The 16,767-nt window shown below is 69.6% G+C and carries 18 protein-coding genes; 9 read left to right on the plus strand and 9 right to left on the minus strand.

Annotated features, from left to right (window positions below; translation table 11 throughout):
• Positions 1-238 precede the first annotated feature (238 nt).
• Both ACWEPL_RS06005 and ACWEPL_RS06010 read left to right on the plus strand, forming a co-directional pair.
• Positions 239-1,267, plus strand: coding sequence for a hypothetical protein (locus tag ACWEPL_RS06005; protein WP_452435350.1), 1,029 nt, complete (start codon positions 239-241; stop codon positions 1,265-1,267).
• Entirely contained in the window at positions 1,264-2,223 is a 960-nt protein-coding gene (locus tag ACWEPL_RS06010) for an SIS domain-containing protein (protein ID WP_452435351.1), read from the plus strand. The genes ACWEPL_RS06005 and ACWEPL_RS06010 overlap by 4 nt, the downstream gene beginning before the upstream one ends.
• A 13-nt stretch (positions 2,224-2,236) precedes the next feature.
• Here ACWEPL_RS06010 and ACWEPL_RS06015 read toward each other — a convergent pair whose 3' ends face one another.
• From ACWEPL_RS06015 to ACWEPL_RS06030, 4 genes are all read right to left on the minus strand, one after another.
• A complete protein-coding gene (locus ACWEPL_RS06015) occupies positions 2,237-2,803 on the minus strand; it encodes a GTP-binding protein (protein ID WP_363962879.1) in 567 nt (188 codons plus the stop codon).
• Positions 2,784-3,098 (minus strand): DUF742 domain-containing protein, encoded by a 315-nt coding sequence (locus ACWEPL_RS06020; protein ID WP_355207361.1) that lies wholly within the window; start codon positions 3,096-3,098, stop codon positions 2,784-2,786. The genes ACWEPL_RS06015 and ACWEPL_RS06020 overlap by 20 nt, the downstream gene beginning before the upstream one ends.
• Positions 3,099-3,197: 99 nt before the next feature.
• Entirely contained in the window at positions 3,198-3,617 is a 420-nt protein-coding gene (locus ACWEPL_RS06025) for a roadblock/LC7 domain-containing protein (protein ID WP_185071497.1), read from the minus strand.
• Positions 3,614-6,205, minus strand: a complete 2,592-nt coding sequence (locus tag ACWEPL_RS06030; protein WP_452435352.1) for a nitrate- and nitrite sensing domain-containing protein — start codon at positions 6,203-6,205, stop codon at positions 3,614-3,616. The genes ACWEPL_RS06025 and ACWEPL_RS06030 overlap by 4 nt, the downstream gene beginning before the upstream one ends.
• Before the next feature lie 311 nt (positions 6,206-6,516).
• On the opposite strand from ACWEPL_RS06030, the gene ACWEPL_RS06035 reads away from it, so the two are divergent.
• The 5 genes from ACWEPL_RS06035 to ACWEPL_RS06055 are packed head-to-tail and all read left to right on the plus strand — an operon-like array spanning position 6,517 to position 11,962.
• The gene (locus ACWEPL_RS06035; RefSeq protein ID WP_452435353.1) at positions 6,517-7,596 is read left to right on the plus strand and encodes a quaternary amine ABC transporter ATP-binding protein; all 1,080 of its coding nucleotides are present in this window, start codon (positions 6,517-6,519) and stop codon (positions 7,594-7,596) included.
• Complete coding sequence (locus tag ACWEPL_RS06040) at positions 7,593-9,509, plus strand: ABC transporter permease (RefSeq protein ID WP_452435354.1); 1,917 nt, start codon at positions 7,593-7,595, stop codon at positions 9,507-9,509. Before ACWEPL_RS06035 ends, ACWEPL_RS06040 begins: the two co-directional genes overlap by 4 nt.
• Positions 9,506-10,477 carry an ABC transporter substrate-binding protein gene (locus ACWEPL_RS06045; protein ID WP_350730217.1) on the plus strand — a complete coding sequence of 324 codons (972 nt, stop codon included), beginning with the start codon at positions 9,506-9,508 and terminating at the stop codon, positions 10,475-10,477. The genes ACWEPL_RS06040 and ACWEPL_RS06045 overlap by 4 nt, the downstream gene beginning before the upstream one ends.
• 51 nt (positions 10,478-10,528) lie before the next feature.
• The gene (locus ACWEPL_RS06050; RefSeq protein ID WP_363962875.1) at positions 10,529-11,470 is read left to right on the plus strand and encodes an ABC transporter substrate-binding protein; all 942 of its coding nucleotides are present in this window, start codon (positions 10,529-10,531) and stop codon (positions 11,468-11,470) included.
• Positions 11,471-11,524: 54 nt separating this feature from the next.
• Entirely contained in the window at positions 11,525-11,962 is a 438-nt protein-coding gene (locus tag ACWEPL_RS06055) for a GbsR/MarR family transcriptional regulator (protein WP_452435355.1), read from the plus strand.
• A 4-nt stretch (positions 11,963-11,966) separates the two neighbouring features.
• On the opposite strand, the gene ACWEPL_RS06060 is transcribed toward ACWEPL_RS06055, so the two are convergent.
• Together ACWEPL_RS06060 and ACWEPL_RS06065 are read right to left on the minus strand one after the other, a co-directional pair.
• Positions 11,967-12,746 carry an ABC transporter permease gene (locus tag ACWEPL_RS06060; protein ID WP_452435356.1) on the minus strand — a complete coding sequence of 260 codons (780 nt, stop codon included), beginning with the start codon at positions 12,744-12,746 and terminating at the stop codon, positions 11,967-11,969.
• On the minus strand, positions 12,743-13,681 hold the full coding sequence (locus ACWEPL_RS06065) for an ATP-binding cassette domain-containing protein (RefSeq protein WP_350730211.1): 939 nt from the start codon (positions 13,679-13,681) through the stop codon (positions 12,743-12,745). Before ACWEPL_RS06065 ends, ACWEPL_RS06060 begins: the two co-directional genes overlap by 4 nt.
• A gap of 82 nt (positions 13,682-13,763) precedes the next feature.
• Between ACWEPL_RS06065 and ACWEPL_RS06070 the strand changes: the two genes are divergently transcribed.
• Positions 13,764-14,528, plus strand: a complete 765-nt coding sequence (locus tag ACWEPL_RS06070) for a TetR/AcrR family transcriptional regulator (protein WP_363962872.1) — start codon at positions 13,764-13,766, stop codon at positions 14,526-14,528.
• Here the strand turns inward: ACWEPL_RS06070 and ACWEPL_RS06075 are convergent.
• On the minus strand, positions 14,520-14,969 hold the full coding sequence (locus ACWEPL_RS06075) for a MarR family winged helix-turn-helix transcriptional regulator (RefSeq protein WP_363962871.1): 450 nt from the start codon (positions 14,967-14,969) through the stop codon (positions 14,520-14,522). The genes ACWEPL_RS06070 and ACWEPL_RS06075 overlap by 9 nt on opposite strands.
• 70 nt (positions 14,970-15,039) lie before the next feature.
• Between ACWEPL_RS06075 and ACWEPL_RS06080 the strand changes: the two genes are divergently transcribed.
• Positions 15,040-15,828 (plus strand): nitroreductase/quinone reductase family protein, encoded by a 789-nt coding sequence (locus tag ACWEPL_RS06080; RefSeq protein ID WP_452435357.1) that lies wholly within the window; start codon positions 15,040-15,042, stop codon positions 15,826-15,828.
• On the opposite strand, the gene ACWEPL_RS06085 is transcribed toward ACWEPL_RS06080, so the two are convergent.
• Entirely contained in the window at positions 15,825-16,403 is a 579-nt protein-coding gene (locus ACWEPL_RS06085) for a GTP-binding protein (protein ID WP_185071485.1), read from the minus strand. The two genes, ACWEPL_RS06080 and ACWEPL_RS06085, sit on opposite strands and share 4 nt — an antisense overlap.
• A complete protein-coding gene (locus tag ACWEPL_RS06090) occupies positions 16,384-16,746 on the minus strand; it encodes a DUF742 domain-containing protein (RefSeq protein ID WP_185071484.1) in 363 nt (120 codons plus the stop codon). Before ACWEPL_RS06090 ends, ACWEPL_RS06085 begins: the two co-directional genes overlap by 20 nt.
• Between the last annotated feature and the right edge of the window lie 21 nt (positions 16,747-16,767).

Genomic DNA, 16,767 nt, shown 5'->3' on the forward strand with positions numbered 1-16,767 from the left:
GGATTTTGTGCAGTTTTGAGGGGTCGCGCGACCTTACCGGACACAGCAGACCAGAGCAGGAGTGTTGCAGGGGAAATCAACATGAGCAAGACTTTTGCTGACATTGCTACCTGGAAGTTTGGTCTACGAGTTGAATTGGGATTCAATAGCAGATCGGCTGCTCTCTCTCGGTGAGAGGCCCCTCACGGCCCGAGACCGGGGTGTCAGCGCCACACTTCTCCCGCTGCTGGAGGGCGAGGTGCCGCCGCCGTTCGCGGTGCGGCGCTTCCTCCCGCTGCCCACCCTCTCGTACAGCCTTGGAGATCTCCACACTGGGGCCCCAGGTGAGCGGGAGTTCGGCGCGCACGTGGACCAGACGAACTACTCGGTGATCGTCGACGAGAAGGTCGTCGTCAAGTGGATCACCCCACCTGTCCCCCTGCCCCACCCCACCCCAGAGGTCTTCGCTCACCTCGTTGAGGCGGGGTTCAACGACACAGCACCCCCTTACGCGGCCCTGACCCGCGATGTGGACGGGAACGAGCAGCTCCTGGCCCTGGTCACGGGCTACCTTCCGGAGGCCCGCGACGGCTGGGAGTGGTGCGTCGACGAGGCCGAGGCCGGCGCCACGGACTTCGCCTCCGTCCTCGGCCGCCTCGCCGCCGACCTGCACCTCGCCCTTGCCACGCTCCCCACCCCCGCGCAGGAGCCCGGCGCCGCGGGTACGGCGGCCAGGGCGGAGGCCGCGCGCGCGGAGGCGCTCGCGCTCACGGACGGCGAGGACGGCGTGTGGCTGGCCACGCGGACCCCGGCGATCCGGCGCGAGCTGGCCGCCCTCCAGGAGCCGATCACCGGCCCCCGCATCAGGATCCACGGCGACCTGCACGTGGGCCAGATCCTCAAATGGCGGGACGGCTACGCGGTGATCGATTTCGACGGAAATCCCACCGTCACCGACGCCGACCCGTGCCAGCCGGCCGCCAGGGACGTGGCCCAGCTCACCACGAGCATCGAGCACGTGGCCCAGGTGGCGATCAAGCGGAGGGGCACCGACCCCGGCGCGGCGGCGGCCTGGGCAGCCGAGGCCCGCGCCGGGCTGCTGGCCGCGTACAGGGCCCGCCTGGCCGAGAAGGACCGGCCGGACCTGCTCGACGAGAGACTGGTCCGGCCGTTCGAGGTGGAGCAGGAGTGCCGCGAGCTCATCTACGCCGCCCGCCACCTGCCCCGCTGGCGCTACGCCCCCATGGGCGTCCTGCGCACCTGGTACCAAGAGGAGAACATCACGTGAATTCCGAGCTCTACCTGTCCGACCTGGAGGCCAAGCCGGCGGCGCTCAGGAGCCTGGCCGCCGCCCTGAGGAAGGAGAACCCGTTCGCGGCGCTCCCCTCGGGCCTGACCCGGGTGCTCTTCCTGGGCATGGGCAGCTCCCGGTACGCCGCGGGCGTGGCGGCGCTGCGCCTGCGCCGGGCGGGCGTGGACGCGTACGCCGACTACGCCTCCGCGGAGGCCACCTACCCGGCCGCCGCGGACACCCTGGTCGTCCCGATCTCGGCCAGCGGTTCGAGCAGGGAGACCCTCGACGCCGTGGAACGGTACAGGGGCGGCCCGTCCTACCTGGCGGCGCTGACCAACATCCAGGGCTCCCCTCTCGCCGAGCGGGCCGACCTGGTGGTCGACATGCGCGCGGGCGAGGAGCGCGGCGGCGTCGCCTGCCGTACGTTCCAGCACACCCTGGCCCTCCTCCTGGCTTTGGAGGCCCACCTCACCGGGACGGGCCGCGACCTGCCGAAGCTGCTGGAGCGGGCCGCCGAGGCCACGACGGACCTCCTGGACAGGAGGGACGAGTGGCTCCCCATGACCATGGAGCTGCTGGACGGCGACCGCGGCGTCTACACCGTCGCCCCCGCCGAGCGGCTGTCGTCGGCCGAGCAGTCGGCGCTGATGTTCCGCGAGGGCCCGCGCCGTCCCGCCGACGCGTGCGAGACGGGCGACTGGGCGCACGTGGACGTCTACCTCACCAAGACGCTCGACTACCGCGCGCTGCTCTACCCCGGCTCCCGCTACACCGAGCAGGCCATGGACTGGGTGCGCGAGCGCGGCTCCACGGTGGTCACGGTGGGCGGCGAGGTGAAGGACGCCAGAGCCGCCGTCAGGTACGCGCACGACGACGACCCGGACGTCGCCCTGCTCACCGAGACGCTGGTGGCCGAGCTGGTCGCCGGGAATTGGTGGGCGGCCCCGTAATCAGTCGCGGTAGTCAGTGGGCCCGCGCGGCGAGCGCGTGCTCGACGAGCGCGATGAGGGTGTTCCTGACCGCAGGCCGCGCCCGCGCGTCGGTGCGGATGACCGGTATGTGCGGGGAGAGCGTGAGCGCCTCCCGCACCTCGCTCTCGCTGTGCGGGAACACCCCGTCCCAGCCGTTCACCCCGATGACGAACGGGATGCCGGACTCCTCGAAGTAGTCGATGGCCGGGAAGCTGTCGGCCAGCCGCCGCGAGTCCACCAGCACCACGGCCCCGATGGCGCCGCGTACGAGGTCGTCCCACATGAACCAGAACCGGTGCTGCCCCGGCGTGCCGAACAGATAGAGGATCAGGTCCTGGTCCAGCGAGAGCCGCCCGAAGTCCATGGCCACGGTGGTGGTGGTCTTGCCCGGCGTGAGCCCGATGTCGTCGATGCCCTCGGACGCGTCCGTCATCACCGCCTCCGTGGTCAGCGGCATGATCTCGGACACGGAGCCCACGAACGTGGTCTTCCCCACACCGAACCCGCCCGCCACGACGATCTTCGTGGAGGTGAGCCGGCTAGAGCCTGCGAAGTCCACTCAATACCCTTTCGAGCAGGCCCCTGTCGGGAAGGCCCGCGTCCAGCTGGGGCTGGTACACCCTCACCAGCCCATCCGCCTCCATATCGGCCACCAGCACCCTCGCCACCCCGAGAGGAACGCCCAGCAGCGCGGAGATCTCCGCCACGGAGCGCACCTGCCGGCACAGCTCGCTGATCGCGCGATATTCACGGGTGTACGTCATGCCGAGTCGTACCGAGGTGGCCGACGATACCAGGGCCTCCATGGCGAGCTCCGTACGAGGAGTCGTCCTGCCACCGGTGACGGCGTACATCCGGACGAGCGAGCTGCGCTCCGGCTCCGGTTCATCGTTGTGCCACGATGCCAACGTCTACTCCCATCACCCTGTCTGTCCGGCCGCAGCGGGATCCCATTACGGACGCGCCGCCGACAGTTCCGCCCGCACGGCAGGCGTGAGCACCTGCCCGGCGCGCTCGACCAGGATCGTCATCTGATAGGCCACCAGGCCCATGTCGCAGTCGGGCGCGGCCAGCACCGCCAGGCAGGATCCGTCGCTGATCGACATGACCAGCAGCAGGCCGCGGTCCATCTCGACGAGCGTCTGGGTGACCCCGCCGCCTTCGAACACGCGCGCCGACCCCTGCGTGAGGCTGACGAGCCCGGCCGCGATCGCGGCCAGCTGGTCGGCGCGGTCTTTGGGGAAGCCCCTGGAGTACGCCATCGGCAGCCCGTCGGCGGACACCACCACCGCGTGCGCCACGCCTGGGACCTCGTCGACGAAGCTGCTGACCAGCCAGTTCATGTCCCTGGCCGCCTGGCTGAGCTCCTTCATGAGTCCTCCTCGAGCTCAGCGCGACCCTTGCGCACACCCTGCTGGTAGCTGGCCAGCCTGTTGCGCAACCGGTCAGGCGACACCGGAGGAGCGGAAGCGGTCGGGGGTTTCGGACTCGCGGTGCCCGGTACCAGATTCGCCTTCGGGGTCCGCTTGGGCAAGCCGGAGTTGGTCATGCCGTTCTGCGCCGGTTCGGCGGCCGCGCCGGCCGCCTGCCAGCCCTCATCGGCGGGTGAGGACCAGGCCGGGTCGCGGTGGTCGGCCGTGGGCGTCGTCTTGGTGAACCAGCCGCTCCCCTCGACGGCGGAGTAGATGGGCAGGAACTCCTCGTCCTTGGACGGCGCCGGCGGGGTGGCGAACGACGGGTAGGATTCCGCCGGCCCGCCCAGGTCCGGCGGTAGCTGCTCGACCGAGTGCGCCTGCGACGAGCTGAACCAGGACGACGGCTCGGGCGCCGCGGGCACGATGTCCATCGACGGATGCCCGTACGGGGACCCGGGGAAAGGGTCGGCGGGCGGCAGGGTCCCGAAGGACGGATGCCCCGGGAAGGGCGCGGCCGGTGTCGGCGGGTGGGCCTGCCTGGGCACCGGGATGCGCGCCGGCACGGGCACCGCACCCGGCATCGTGCCCGACACCGCCGTGAGCAGCGCGGGCGGGATCAGCACCATGGCGGTCAGCCCGCCGATGTCCTGCATGCGCAACTGCACGCGGATGCTGTGCCGCAGCGCCAGCCGGCCGACCACGAACAGGCCCATGCGCCGCGACACCGACACGTCCACGACGGGCGGGTTCGCCAGCCGCCAGTTGGCCTCGGCCAGCTCCTCGGCGCTCATGCCGATCCCGTGGTCGGTGACCGACAACATCAGCGAGCCGGTGTCGATGCGGCTGCTGGAGATGATGACCTTGGTGTCCCGCGAGGAGAACGAGACCGCGTTCTCGACCAGCTCAGCCAGCAGGTGCACCACGTCGGTGACGGCCTGGCCGGCGATGGCGACGTCCGACTGGACCTGGATGCTGACCCGGTCGTAGCTCTCGACCTCGCCGAGCGCGGCCCGGACGATGTCCATCAGCTCGACCGGCTCGCTCCACTTGCGGGCCGCCTCCTGGCCGGCCAGGACCAGGAGGTTCTCGCTGTTGCGGCGCATGCGGGTGGCCAGGTGGTCGAGCTTGAACAGGTCGCCGAGCCGGGTGTCGTCGCGCTCGCCGCGCTCCAGCCGCTCGATCAGCGTGAGCTGCCGCTCGACCAGCGTCTGGCTGCGCCTGGACAGGTTGACGAACATGGCGTTGACGTTCGCCCGTAGCTTGGCCTCGTCGCCCGCCAGCCGTACGGCCTCGCGGTGCACCTCGTCGAACGCGCGGGCGACCTCGCCGACCTCGTCCCTGGAGAAGATCCCGATGGGCGGGACCTCGGCCTGGACGGCGCCGTCGCGGGACTCGCGCAGGTGCTGGACGAAGTCCGGCAGCCGCCTGCCCGCGATCTCCAGCGCCTCGCCGCGCAGGCGGCGCAGCGGCCGCACGAGCGACCTGGCCACCCCGGTGGTGATGAGCAGGACCGCCACGAGCAGCGCGAGCACGGCGCCCGCGGTCACGAACGCCTGCTGCCGCTCGTCCGCGCTGAGCGCCTCGCTGCGTGCCACGATGCCCTGGGCCTGGCGCTCCTCGACCTCGCGCATGGAGTCGACGACCACGTTGGCCGCGTCGAACCACTCCTTGGCGTCGTCGCGCTTGCTCAGGTCGAGGCCGCGCAGCGGCAGCCCCTTCGTGCTCCTGATCAGCACCAGCTCGCGCAGGAACAACATGCGGTCGGCGGACCTGCCGTTGACGGTCTCGTCGAAGAAGCGGCGCTCGTCGGCGGTGGCCTCGGTCGAGTACGCCTTGCGCTCGTTCAGCTCCTTGGACTGCTCGCCGAGGAAGCGCTTGAGCTGGTCCTGGTCGAACGCGCCCTCGACGAGCACCGCGGTGACCAGCGCCTGCTGGTAGGAGACGCTCTCCTTCGCCCTGGCCAGGGCGTTCAGCATGCGGGTCTGGCGGAACAGCTCGTCGTCCACGCTGTCCTTGATCAGCTCGTTGTGGACGGAGAGCAGGTCGCCGATCACGGTCGTGTAGAGCTCGACGGCGGGGCCCGGCAGCAGGTTGGCCTCCAGCGCCTGCTTGCGCAGGGCGGTCAGGTCGTCCAGGCGGCTGAGCAGGTTCTCGAGCTGGTCGGCGCTACGGCCGCTGACCTCGGTCAGCAGTTGCCCGGCGGTGCCGCGTACCTGCCTGACGGCCAGATCCGCCTGGTCCATCTGGGCCTGCACCGTGGAGAGCATGCCCGCCGGCCGGTTGCGCGCGATGTACCAGGCGGTCGTGGCCCGCTCGGCCGCGACCTGGTGGGTGAGCGCGCCCAGCTCGGCGGAGAGCTGGGCGAACTGGTTGGTACGCGCGTAGTCACCGGCGGCGGACGTCCTGGCGAGCACCTGGATGCCGCCGAGCAGGACGGCGGCGGCCGTCGGGATCAGGATGAGGGCCACAAGGCGCGCGCGGACGCGCCAATTGCTCAGCCGCCAGTTGCCCTTACTGGCCTGCCTCTCACCCAACGCTGTAGTCACCGAACGCACCTCGCCCGAATCGGCGTATTTGAGGGGGCTGTGTCCCATGGGAAATCAGCTAAGTGCCGGCCAATTAGAACACATCCCACAGCAGTGTGGCCCACCCGAACATAACGCTACAAAAAGCGACTCGTGTGACTCAAGTGCCAAAACCTGGAGCTCCATGATTCATGATCGGAAAGCGGGAAATAACCCTTTAAAGAGTTGAATGTCCCTATGTGGGGCTTTAGTACGTTCCAATCCCATAACACCACAGGAGCATGGAGGTCTCTGGAGTGTCACGGCGTTGAGATTTCCGTTAATCGCGCCATATGTTGTGGCGGTCAAAGAAGGAGGCGAGGGTGGGGGATTCTCCCGACAGCGCGGCCATCACTGTTGAGGGCCTTTGGAAGATCTTCGGATCCAGGGCGCAGAAAGTCCTGGACAGCGAGGACAGGCATCTCGACCAGGCCGCACTGAGAGAGAAGACCGGCTGCACCGCCGCCGTCAGGGACGTGAGCTTCGAGGTGCGACCGGGCGAGGTCTTCGTGGTCATGGGCCTGTCCGGCAGCGGCAAGTCCACCCTCGTACGCTGCCTCACCCGGCTGATCGAGCCCAGCGCGGGCGAGATCAGGATCGGCGGCGAGGACATCGGCCGCGCCTCCCCCGCCCGGCTCCGCGAGATCCGCCGCCACCAGGTCAGCATGGTCTTCCAGCATTTCGGCCTGCTGCCGCACCGCAAGGTGATCGACAACGTGGCGTACGGGCTGGAGATCCAGGGCACCGCCAAGGCGGCCAGGCACGCGCGGGCGGCGGAGATCCTCTCCCTCGTCGGCCTCGACGGCTACGCCGACGCCTACCCCGACCAGCTCTCCGGCGGCATGCAGCAGCGCGTCGGCCTGGCCCGCGCGCTGGCCGTGGACCCGCAGGTGATGCTGTTCGACGAGCCGTTCAGCGCGCTCGACCCGCTGATCAGGCGCGACATGCAGGCCGAGGTGATCCGCCTGCACCGGGAAGTCGGCAAGACGATGGTGTTCATCACGCACGACCTGTCCGAGGCGCTGAAGCTGGGCGAGCGGATCGCGATCATGCGGGCGGGCTCGATCGTGCAGCTCGGCACCGCGGAGGAGCTGGTGGGCGCGCCCGCCGACGACTACGTGGCCGACTTCGTCCGCGACGTGCCCAGGAGCCACGTGCTGACGCTGCGCTGGATCTGCCGCGAGCCCGAGCCCGGCGAGCCGCTGGACGGGCCCGTCCTCCCGGCCACCACGCTCATCATGGACGCCATCGGCGCCTCGTCCGCCTCCTCCCGCCCCATCAGGGTGGTGGACGGCGACGACCTCATGGGCGTCGTGGACCGCGTTGACCTGCTGACCTTCCTGTCCGGCGCGGACGTCACGGTGAAGGCATGAGCTCCACCGTGGTCACCACGCCCTCCTCCCGGCTGAAGCTGCCGAGGTGGGCGCTCCCCGCCGGGGTGGCGGTCCTCTTCGTGGTGGCGTACCTGGTCTTCCGCGGCACGGCGACGCTGCCGCACGACAAGGAGGCGCCGCAGTTCCTGGCCGTCACCGACCTGCGCGAGTGGATCGACGACCACCGCAACGACAACCCGCTCTTCCTGTATTTCCTGAACTACATCCGGCTCTTCGTGGGCTGGCTGTACGGCCTCTTCCAGTCCGTCCTGTACGCGCTCGGCTGGCCCGGCATCACCGGCGTCATGGGCGCGCTGGCCTGGCTGGCGGGCGGCTGGCGGATCGGGCTGGCCGCGGTGGCGGGGGTGAGCGCGTTCGGCTTCCTGGGGCTCTGGCAGTCGAGCGTCGACACGCTGGCCCTGGTCGCGGTCTCGGTGCTGCTGTCGCTGGCGATCGGGATCCCGCTGGGCGTCTGGGCCGGGCTCTCGGGCCGCGTCCGGCGGGTGATCACGCCGGTGCTGGACGTCATGCAGATCATGCCGACGTTCGCGTACCTGGCGCCGCTCGCGCTGTTCTTCCACATCGGCGCCCCGGCCGGGGCCATCGCGACGATGATCTACTCGATCCCCCCGGCCATCCGGATCACCGCGCTGGCCATCTCCGAGGTCTCGCCCACGGCCGTCGAGGCGTCCGGCTCGCTGGGCGCGACGGGCCGGCAGACGCTGTTCAAGGTCTACCTGCCGCTGGCCAGGTCGACGATGGCGCTGGCGGTCAACCAGACGATCATGATGGCCCTGTCCATGGTCGTCATCGCCAACCTGATCTCCGCGCCCGGCCTGGGCGGCGACATCATCCGCGGCCTGTCGCGGGCGCAGGTCGGCATCATGCTCCCGGCGGGCGTGGCCATCGTCATCATGGCGGTGCTGCTCGACCGGACCATGATGGCGATCGCCCACCGTGAGCCGCACACGAAGCTGAGCCCGGTCGATCTCGTCGCCGCCGGAGTGCTGGCGGTGGCCGGGGTCGCGCTCATCCCCGTGCTGCCCAGGACGTGGCCGGACGGCCTCACGGTCAACTTCGTGGCCGAGGTGAACGACGCCGTCCGCTGGGCCGAGACCAGCTGGTACGGGGTGACCACGTTCATCAAGGACCTCACGACCGGCGTCCTGCTCAACCCGCTGGAGACGCTGCTCACCTCGTCCCCGTGGTGGCTGGTCGCCCTGGCTGTGCTGGCCGTGGCCTGGCGGGTGAGCGGGGTACGCGCGGCGCTGACGGCGCTCGTCTGCCTGCTGGCCATCGCGCTGCTCGGCGTCTGGGAGCACACCATGCAGACGCTGACCACGGTCGTCGTCGCGGTGTTCGTCACGCTGGTCGCCGGCCTGCTGCTCGGCGTGGCCGCGGCCCGCTCGCCGCGATATTCGGCCGTGCAGCGGCCCATACTCGACGCCGCGCAGACCATGCCGGCGTTCGTCTACCTGCTGCCGGCGCTGGCGCTGTTCGAGACCACCCGGTTCACGGCGATCTTCGCCTCCGTCATCTACGCGGTGCCGCCGGTGGTGCGGCTGGTCGAGGACGGCATCAAGGGCGTGCCCGCCACGGTCGTCGAGGCGGCCACCTCGGCGGGCTCGACCTCGGGCCAGCTCCTGTGGAAGGTGCAGCTGCCCATGGCCAGGCGGGCGATCCTGCTCGCGGCCAACCAGGGCATCGTGATGACGCTGGCCATGGTGGTCGTCGGCGGTCTGGTCGGGGCGGGGGCCCTCGGCTACGACGTGGTCGTCGGATTCTCCCAGCGACCCGACTTCGGCATGGGCTTCGTGGCCGGCATCGCGACCGTGCTGCTCGGCGTCATGCTCGACCGCATCACGCAGGGCGCCGACAGGCGCCCCTCCCCCCGAAAAAGGAAATCCACATGAAGATTCGCCTGCTCGCAGGCCTCCTCGCCCTTGGACTCGCCGCTGTCGGTTGCGGCGGGGCCAAGGTCGAGACCTCTCCCAGCTCCTCCGCCGCCCCGGCGGCCTCCGGATCGAGCGCCGCCACCGGGACCGTGAAGATCGCGATCAACCCGTGGGTGGGCTACGAGGCCAGCGCGAACGTCGTCGCGTACCTGCTGAAGAACGAGCTCCACTACAACGTCGAGCTGCCCGAGATCAAGGAGCAGCTCGCCTGGGAGGGCTTCGAGACCGGCGACGTCGACGTCATCATCGAGAACTGGGGCCACCCGGACCTGAAGAAGAAGTTCATCGAGGAGAAGAAGGTCGCGGCCGAGGCCGGCTCCACCGGCAACAAGGGCATCATCGGCTGGTACGTACCGAAGTGGATGGCCGACAAGTACCCGGACATCACCGACTACAAGAACCTCAACAAGTACGCCTCCCTGTTCAAGACCTCGGAGTCCAGCGGCAAGGGCCAGCTCCTCGACGGTGACCCCAGCTACGTCACCAACGACGAGGCCCTGGTCAAGAACCTGAAGCTGAACTACAAGGTCGTCACCGGCGGCAGCGAGGCGGCCCTGCTCAAGTCCGCCACGCAGGCGCAGGAGCAGCAGAAGGCGCTGCTGTTCTACTTCTGGACGCCGCACTGGCTCTTCGACAAGGTGGACCTGGTCCGCGTGAACCTTCCGGCCTGGACCGACGGCTGCGACGCCGACCCCAAGAAGGTCGCCTGCGACTACCCGGAGATGGACCTCGACAAGATCGTCAGCAAGAAGTTCGCGGACACCGGCGGCAAGGCGTACGAGCTGGTCAAGAACTTCAGCTGGACCAACGAGGACCAGAACGCGGTCGCCAACGACATGACCAACAACGGCCTGACCGGCGAGCAGGCCGCCAAGAAGTGGATCGAGGCCAACACCGCCAAGTGGCAGGCCTGGATCCCCAAGTGACGCCCTCTTGACCGCGGCCCCGGGCGGGGCCGCGGTCACCGGGAGACCCTCATGTTGCGAACGAACAAGCTCGTCGGGCCGCTGGTCGCGGCCCTGCTGCTGACGACCGCCTGCTCCGGCGAGGAGCCCGGCTCCGCCAAGGTGTCGAAGGGCGTCGTCAACATCGACATCCACGGCTGGGTCGGGTACGAGGCCCAGGCCGCCGTGCTGGCGTACCTGCTCGAACACGAGCTGGGTTACTCGGTGCACAAGCGGCCCATGAAGGAGAGCGATTCCTGGGAGGATTTCGAGGACGGCAAGGTCGATGTGATCGTCGAGAACTGGGGTCACAACGACCTGAAAAAGAAGTTCATCGAGCAGAAGAGGGTCGCTCTGTCGGCCGGGCTCACGGGGAACCAGGGCATCATCGGGTGGTACGTCCCCGAGTGGATGGTGAAGAAATACCCCGACATTACGGACTACCGAAACCTCAATAAGTACGCGCACCTTTTCCGGACCGACAAAACCGGAAATGCCGGACAGGTTCTGGACGGAGATCCGACGTTCGTGACGAATGACGAGGTGCTCATCAAGAACCTCGGGCTCAATTACAAGGTCGTCTACTCGGGCAGCGAGGCGGCGCTGATCAAAGCGGCCGAGTTCGCCACCAAGAACCGGACACCGCTGCTGCTGTATTTCTACGAGCCGCAATGGCTGTTCACCAAGGTCAAACTGGTCAAGGTGGCGCTGCCGCCCTACGCCCTCGGCTGCGACGACGACGCCAAGCGGGTCGCGTGCGACTACCCGCCGTACCTGCTGGACAAGATCGTCAGCAAGAAGTTCGCGCAGACCGGCGGCAAGGCGTACGAGCTGGTCCGCAACTTCACCTGGACCAACGACGACCAGAACTCCGTGGCCAGCGACATGATCAACGAGAAGATGACCGCCGAGCAGGCCGCCGAGCGGTGGGTGCGGGACAACAAGATCGTGTGGAAGGACTGGATCCCGCGCTGAGGCCCGGCGATCGAGGTGGCATGGGTGACAGTTGTTTCAGCCTAAACTGAACCCATGGCTCCTTCCGACGACCGCGAGCGGACGCTCGAGTGGGTCGAGCGCGTGGCGACCTTCTGCGGCGACGCCTGGGGCCTGGCGCCCATCACCGGGCGCGTGCTGGGCTGGCTGCTGATCTGCACCCCCGCCGAGCAGTCCGCCGGCGAGATCGCCGACGCGATCGGGGCCAGCCGGGCGTCCATGACGTCCAACCTGCGCCTGCTGACCTCCATCGGCCTCGTCCGGCGGCGCACCCGGCCGAGCGAGCGCACCACGTACTACCGCATCGAGGACGACGCCTTCGAGAAGGTCGTGCGGCAGCGGCTGGCCTCGTTCGCCGCGTTCGGGGAGATCGCGGAGGAGGGGCTGGAGCTGGGCGGGGAGGACGAGGAGCGGATCCGGCGCATCCGCTCGGCCCAGCGCTCCATCGCCCTCCTCACCGACCGGGTGACGTGACGCCCTACCGGTCGAGCCGCTGGTAAAGGCGTACCGACAGGACGAAGAAGATGGCGGTGATCACCACCGGCCAGATCACCGCCATCAGGACGGCGTGCTGGGCCACCCAGGAGTCGCCGCCCCAGCCGGGGTTCCCGAAGAGCTCCCTGGCCGCCGCCACCGTGGACGACAGCGGGTTCCACTCCGAGATCGCGCCCAGCCAGCCCGGCATCGTGTCAGGGGCGACGAAGGCGTTCGACAGGAAGCCGACCGGGAACTCCAGCACCTGGATCGCCACCACGCCGCCCGGATCCCTGAGCAGCAGCCCCAGGTACATGCCGACCCAGAGCAGCGAGAAGCGCAGCAGGAGCAGCAGGCCCACGGCGGCCAGCGCGCCCGGGAACGAGGACGGCCGCCAGCCCACCGCCAGGCCGCAGACCAGCAGTCCGCCCAGGATCAGGACCGAGTTGAGCAGGTCGGCCACGGCCCGGCCGATCAGCACGGCCGAAGGCGCCATGGGCATCGAGCGGAAGCGGTCGGTGACCCCCTTGGAGACGTCGGTGGCGACGGCCATCATGGTGGCGCTGAGACCGAAGAGCATCGTCATGCCGTACATGCCGGGCATGAGGAAGGCGAAGTAGTCGGCCCCCGAGGGCACCTTGACCGCGCCGCCGAACAGATAGCCGAAGGCCAGCGTGATCACCACGGGGAAGAGGATCCCGAACACCACCGTCATCGGCTGGTTCGCCCAGTGGATCAGGTCGCGGCGGGCGACGGTCCAGCCGTCTGCCAGAGCCCATCTCATACGGCGCCCCCTCGGCGGTCGGTGAGGTTCAGGAAGACTTCGTCGAGCGTGGGGCGGCGCACCGCCACGTCCTCGGCCTCGATCCCGGCGGCCGCCAGGCCCGCGAGCGCCTCCGTGAGCGCCCGCACCCGGTCGCCCACCGGCGCGCTCACGTGCCTGGTGTCCCGATCGACCTCGGCCGGCCCCGAGGCCGCACCGCGGACGATCCCGGCGGCCTCGTCGAGCCGCGCCGGGTCGTGGATCACCACGTCGAGCCGGTCGCCGCCGAGCTTGGACTTGAGCTCGTCCGGCGTGCCCTCGGCCACCACCCGGCCGGCGTCGATCACCGCGATCCGGTCCGCGAGCTGGTCGGCCTCCTCCAGGTACTGCGTGGTCAGCAGCACGGTGGTGCCGCCGGCGACGAGGTCGCGCACCGCGCGCCAGATCTCCGTGCGGCTGCGCGGGTCCAGCCCCGTCGTCGGCTCGTCGAGGAACAGCACGGGCGGCGCCAGGATCAGGCTGGCCGCGAGGTCGAGCCTGCGCCGCATGCCGCCCGAATACTCCTTGGCCGGCCCCTTGTGGTCCAGCCCGAACCGCTCCAGCAGCTCGTCCGCCCTGGCCCGGGCCCGCGACGGGCCGAGGTGGTGGAGGCGGCCGAACAGCTCCAGGTTCTGCCGCCCGGTCAGGATCTCGTCCACGGCGGCGTGCTGGCCGACGAGGCCGATGCTGCGGCGTACCTGCCGGGGCTGGGTCGCCACATCGAACCCCGCCACCTCCGCGCGGCCGCCCGAGGCGCGCAGGAGGGTGGTGAGGATGCGGACGGTCGTGGTCTTGCCCGCGCCGTTGGGGCCGAGCAGGCCGTAGACCGTGCCCCGGCCCACGTCGAGGTCGATCCCGTCGAGCGCCGCCTTCTCGCCGTACTTCTTGCGCAGGTCCTGCGCGAGCACCGCCGGCATGCGTGTCCCCTCCCTTGATTCCGTACGCTGTACCGTACAGCATACGGTTCGAGACAGCAACCGTACGGTGTACCGTACGGATGTGACCGTTGAGTACCCGGGAAAGGGCGACCCCGCGCGCAGCCTGGCGCTGCTCTGGCGCACCAGCGAGCGCGTCAGCCGCAAGGGCAAGCCCGAGCTGAGCGTCGACCGCATCGTGCGCGCGGCCATCGAGGTGGCCGATGCCGAGGGGCTGGCGGCGCTGTCCATGCGCCGTGTGGCCGAGCGGCTGGGTGTCGGGACGATGTCGCTCTACACGTACGTGCCGGGCAAACCCGAGCTGTTCGACGTCATGCTCGACACCGTCTACGGCGAGACGGCCAAGCCGCAGGACGTGCCCGGGGGCTGGCGGGGCCGGCTGGAGCAGATCGCCAGGGAGAACTGGGCCCTCTACCTGCGCCATCCGTGGCTGCTGCAGGTGGCGTCGAGCCGCCCGGTGCTCGGGCCCAACGTCACCGCCAAGTACGACTACGACCTGCGCGCCGTGGACGGCATCGGGCTGACGGACCTGGAGATGGACTCGGTGATCACGCTGGTCGCCGGGTTCGTGCACGGGGCGGCGCGCGGCGCGGTCGAGGCGGCGCAGGCCGAGAGCCTGACGGGAATGACCGACGAGCAGTGGTGGGCCGCGCACGCGCCCTTCCTCAGCCGGATCGCCGACGCCGCCCGCTACCCCACGGCCGCGCGCGTCGGCCAGGCGGCGGGCGAGGCGCTCAACGCCGCCTACAGCCCGGGGCACGCCTTCGAGTTCGGCCTGCAGCGCGTCCTCGACGGCGTCGAGGCCCTGATAAACCGCCGATCAGCCTGATAGGGCCTTTTCGTAGGCCATCAGGGTGTCCACGAACATCCGCCGCTGCTCCGGCGTGAGCGGCTCCAGGGCCTCGCGCCAGGCCTTGGCGCCGTAGCCGAGCCACTCGTTGATCGACTCCTGGTGCCGGTCCGCGATGCTCACGATCGTACGGCGCCGGTCCGCGTCGTCCTCGCGCCGGTCCAGCACGCCCTTCCTGCTCAGGTCCCCCACCATCAGGCTGACCGTCGCGGGCGCCACCTCCAGCCGGGCCGCCAGCTCGTTCACCGTCGTCGGCCCGTCGAACAGCAGGTAGGCCAGCAGCGACAGGTGCCGGGGCGCCAGGGACAACGACTGCAGCTCAGGGGGCACCCCCAGCCGCTTGGCCCGCCCGACCATCCGCGGCATCAGCAGCAGCAGCGTCCTGATCCCGTCGTCCACGCTCAAGCCGTCTGTTGACATGTCGAACACCTTGATGTCTAAATTAGCTTTGCTTGCAAAGCAAATACGAAGCCTCGTCCAAGGATATGACGTGACCGATTTCAATCAGCAGGTGATCGAGGAGTTCCGGGCGAACGGCGGCAAGGTGGGCGGCATGTTCGAGGGCGCGCCTCTCGTGCTGCTCACCACCACGGGCGCCAAGACGGGCCGGCGGCGCACCAACCCTGCCGTCTACCTGCGGGACGGCGAGCGGGTCCTGGTGTTCGCCTCCAACGCGGGCGGCGCCGCCCACCCGGCCTGGTACCACAACGTGCTCGCCAACCCGCGGGTCATCGTCGAGCTGGGAGAGGACCGGTTCGCGGCCCGGGCAGTGCCGCTCGAAGGCGAGGAGCGCGACCGCCTGTACGCCCGCCAGGCCGCGATCAACCCGGCCTTCGCCACGTACCAGCAGAACACCGAGCGCGTCATCCCGGTCATCGCGCTGTACCCCGAGCGCGAGCGGCTGGAGGCGTTCGGGGACGAGCTGGCCAGGATCCACGACTACCTCAGGGGCGAGCTGGCCAAGGTCCGCCAAGGGGCGCCCGCCGGCGACCTGCGGGCGCACTGCCTGGCCTTCTGCGACGCGATGACGTTCCACCACAACGGCGAGGACCGGGTGGCGTTCCCGCACCTGGAAAAGCTCTTCCCCGAGCTGAAGGAGCCCCTCGACCGGCTGCGCGCCGAGCACGCGGTGATCGCCGGGCTGGTCGCCGAGCTGCGGGAGGCCCCCGGGCCGGCGACGCTGGAACGCATCGCCGGCGAGATGGAGGCCCACTTCGCCTACGAGGAGGAGCAACTGGTGCCGGTGCTCAACTCGCTGGAGAGCGTCCCCTGGGGTTAGCGCACGGGTGCGGCACGCAGCCGCACGACGTGCTCCACCAGCGAGATCAGCGTCGCCTTGACCGACTCGCGGTTGCGGGCGTCGGTACGCACGATCGGCACGTGCGGCGACAGCGCGAGCGCCTCCCTGACCTCCTGTTCGGCGTGCGGGAACTGCCCGTCCCAGCCGTTGACGCCGATCACGAACGGCAGCTTCGCCTCTTCGAAGTAGTCGATGGCGGGGAAGCTGTCGGCCAGCCGGCGGGTGTCGAGCAGCACGACCGCGCCGATGGCGCCGCGGACGAGGTCGTCCCACATGAACCAGAACCGGTGCTGCCCGGGCGTGCCGAACAGGTAGAGGATCAGGTCGCGGTCGAGCGAGAGGCGGCCGAAGTCCATGGCCACCGTCGTGGTCTGCTTGTTGGGGGTGAGACCGAGGTCGTCGATGCCCGCGGACGCGTCCGTCATCACCGCTTCTGTGGTGAGCGGGAGGATCTCGGACACCGCCCCCACGAACGTCGTCTTACCGACGCCGAACCCACCGGCGACGACGATCTTCGTCGACGTCAGCCCGGGGCTAGAGCCTGCGTAGTCCACTGAGCACCCTTTCGAGCATGTTGAGGTCAGGCTGTCCCTGGCTGAGGCGTGGCTGGTGCAGGCGGACGAGTCCTTCGTCGGACATGTCCGCCACGAGCACCCTGGCCACGCCCAGCGGGACGCGGAGCAGGGCCGAGATCTCGGCGACCGACCGGAACGACCTGCACAACTGCATGATGGCCTCCTGCTCGGGGGTGAGCATGGCCATCTCGTCGTCCGGGATCGACATCGACGAGATCAACGTCTCCATCGCGAGGTGATAGCGCGGCTCGGATCGGCCGCCCGTCACCGCGTAAGGACGGAACAGGGGCTCTTCGTCCCCAGCTCCGTCAACGCCGTACACGGCCCTCTCCCATCAGTTCCA

Source organism: Nonomuraea sp. NPDC004186, assembly GCF_053603495.1.

Coding starts and splice junctions, on each gene's coding strand:
- ACWEPL_RS06020 (WP_355207361.1), bottom strand. CDS start 3,098: ATGTACGCCGTCACCGGTGGCAGGACGACTCCTCGTACGGAGCTCGCC.
- ACWEPL_RS06025 (WP_185071497.1), bottom strand. CDS start 3,617: ATGAAGGAGCTCAGCCAGGCGGCCAGGGACATGAACTGGCTGGTCAGC.
- ACWEPL_RS06060 (WP_452435356.1), bottom strand. CDS start 12,746: ATGAGATGGGCTCTGGCAGACGGCTGGACCGTCGCCCGCCGCGACCTG.
- ACWEPL_RS06045 (WP_350730217.1), top strand. CDS start 9,506: ATGAAGATTCGCCTGCTCGCAGGCCTCCTCGCCCTTGGACTCGCCGCT.
- ACWEPL_RS06040 (WP_452435354.1), top strand. CDS start 7,593: ATGAGCTCCACCGTGGTCACCACGCCCTCCTCCCGGCTGAAGCTGCCG.
- ACWEPL_RS06050 (WP_363962875.1), top strand. CDS start 10,529: ATGTTGCGAACGAACAAGCTCGTCGGGCCGCTGGTCGCGGCCCTGCTG.
- ACWEPL_RS06075 (WP_363962871.1), bottom strand. CDS start 14,969: ATGTCAACAGACGGCTTGAGCGTGGACGACGGGATCAGGACGCTGCTG.
- ACWEPL_RS06065 (WP_350730211.1), bottom strand. CDS start 13,681: ATGCCGGCGGTGCTCGCGCAGGACCTGCGCAAGAAGTACGGCGAGAAG.
- ACWEPL_RS06035 (WP_452435353.1), top strand. CDS start 6,517: ATGTTGTGGCGGTCAAAGAAGGAGGCGAGGGTGGGGGATTCTCCCGAC.
- ACWEPL_RS06055 (WP_452435355.1), top strand. CDS start 11,525: ATGGCTCCTTCCGACGACCGCGAGCGGACGCTCGAGTGGGTCGAGCGC.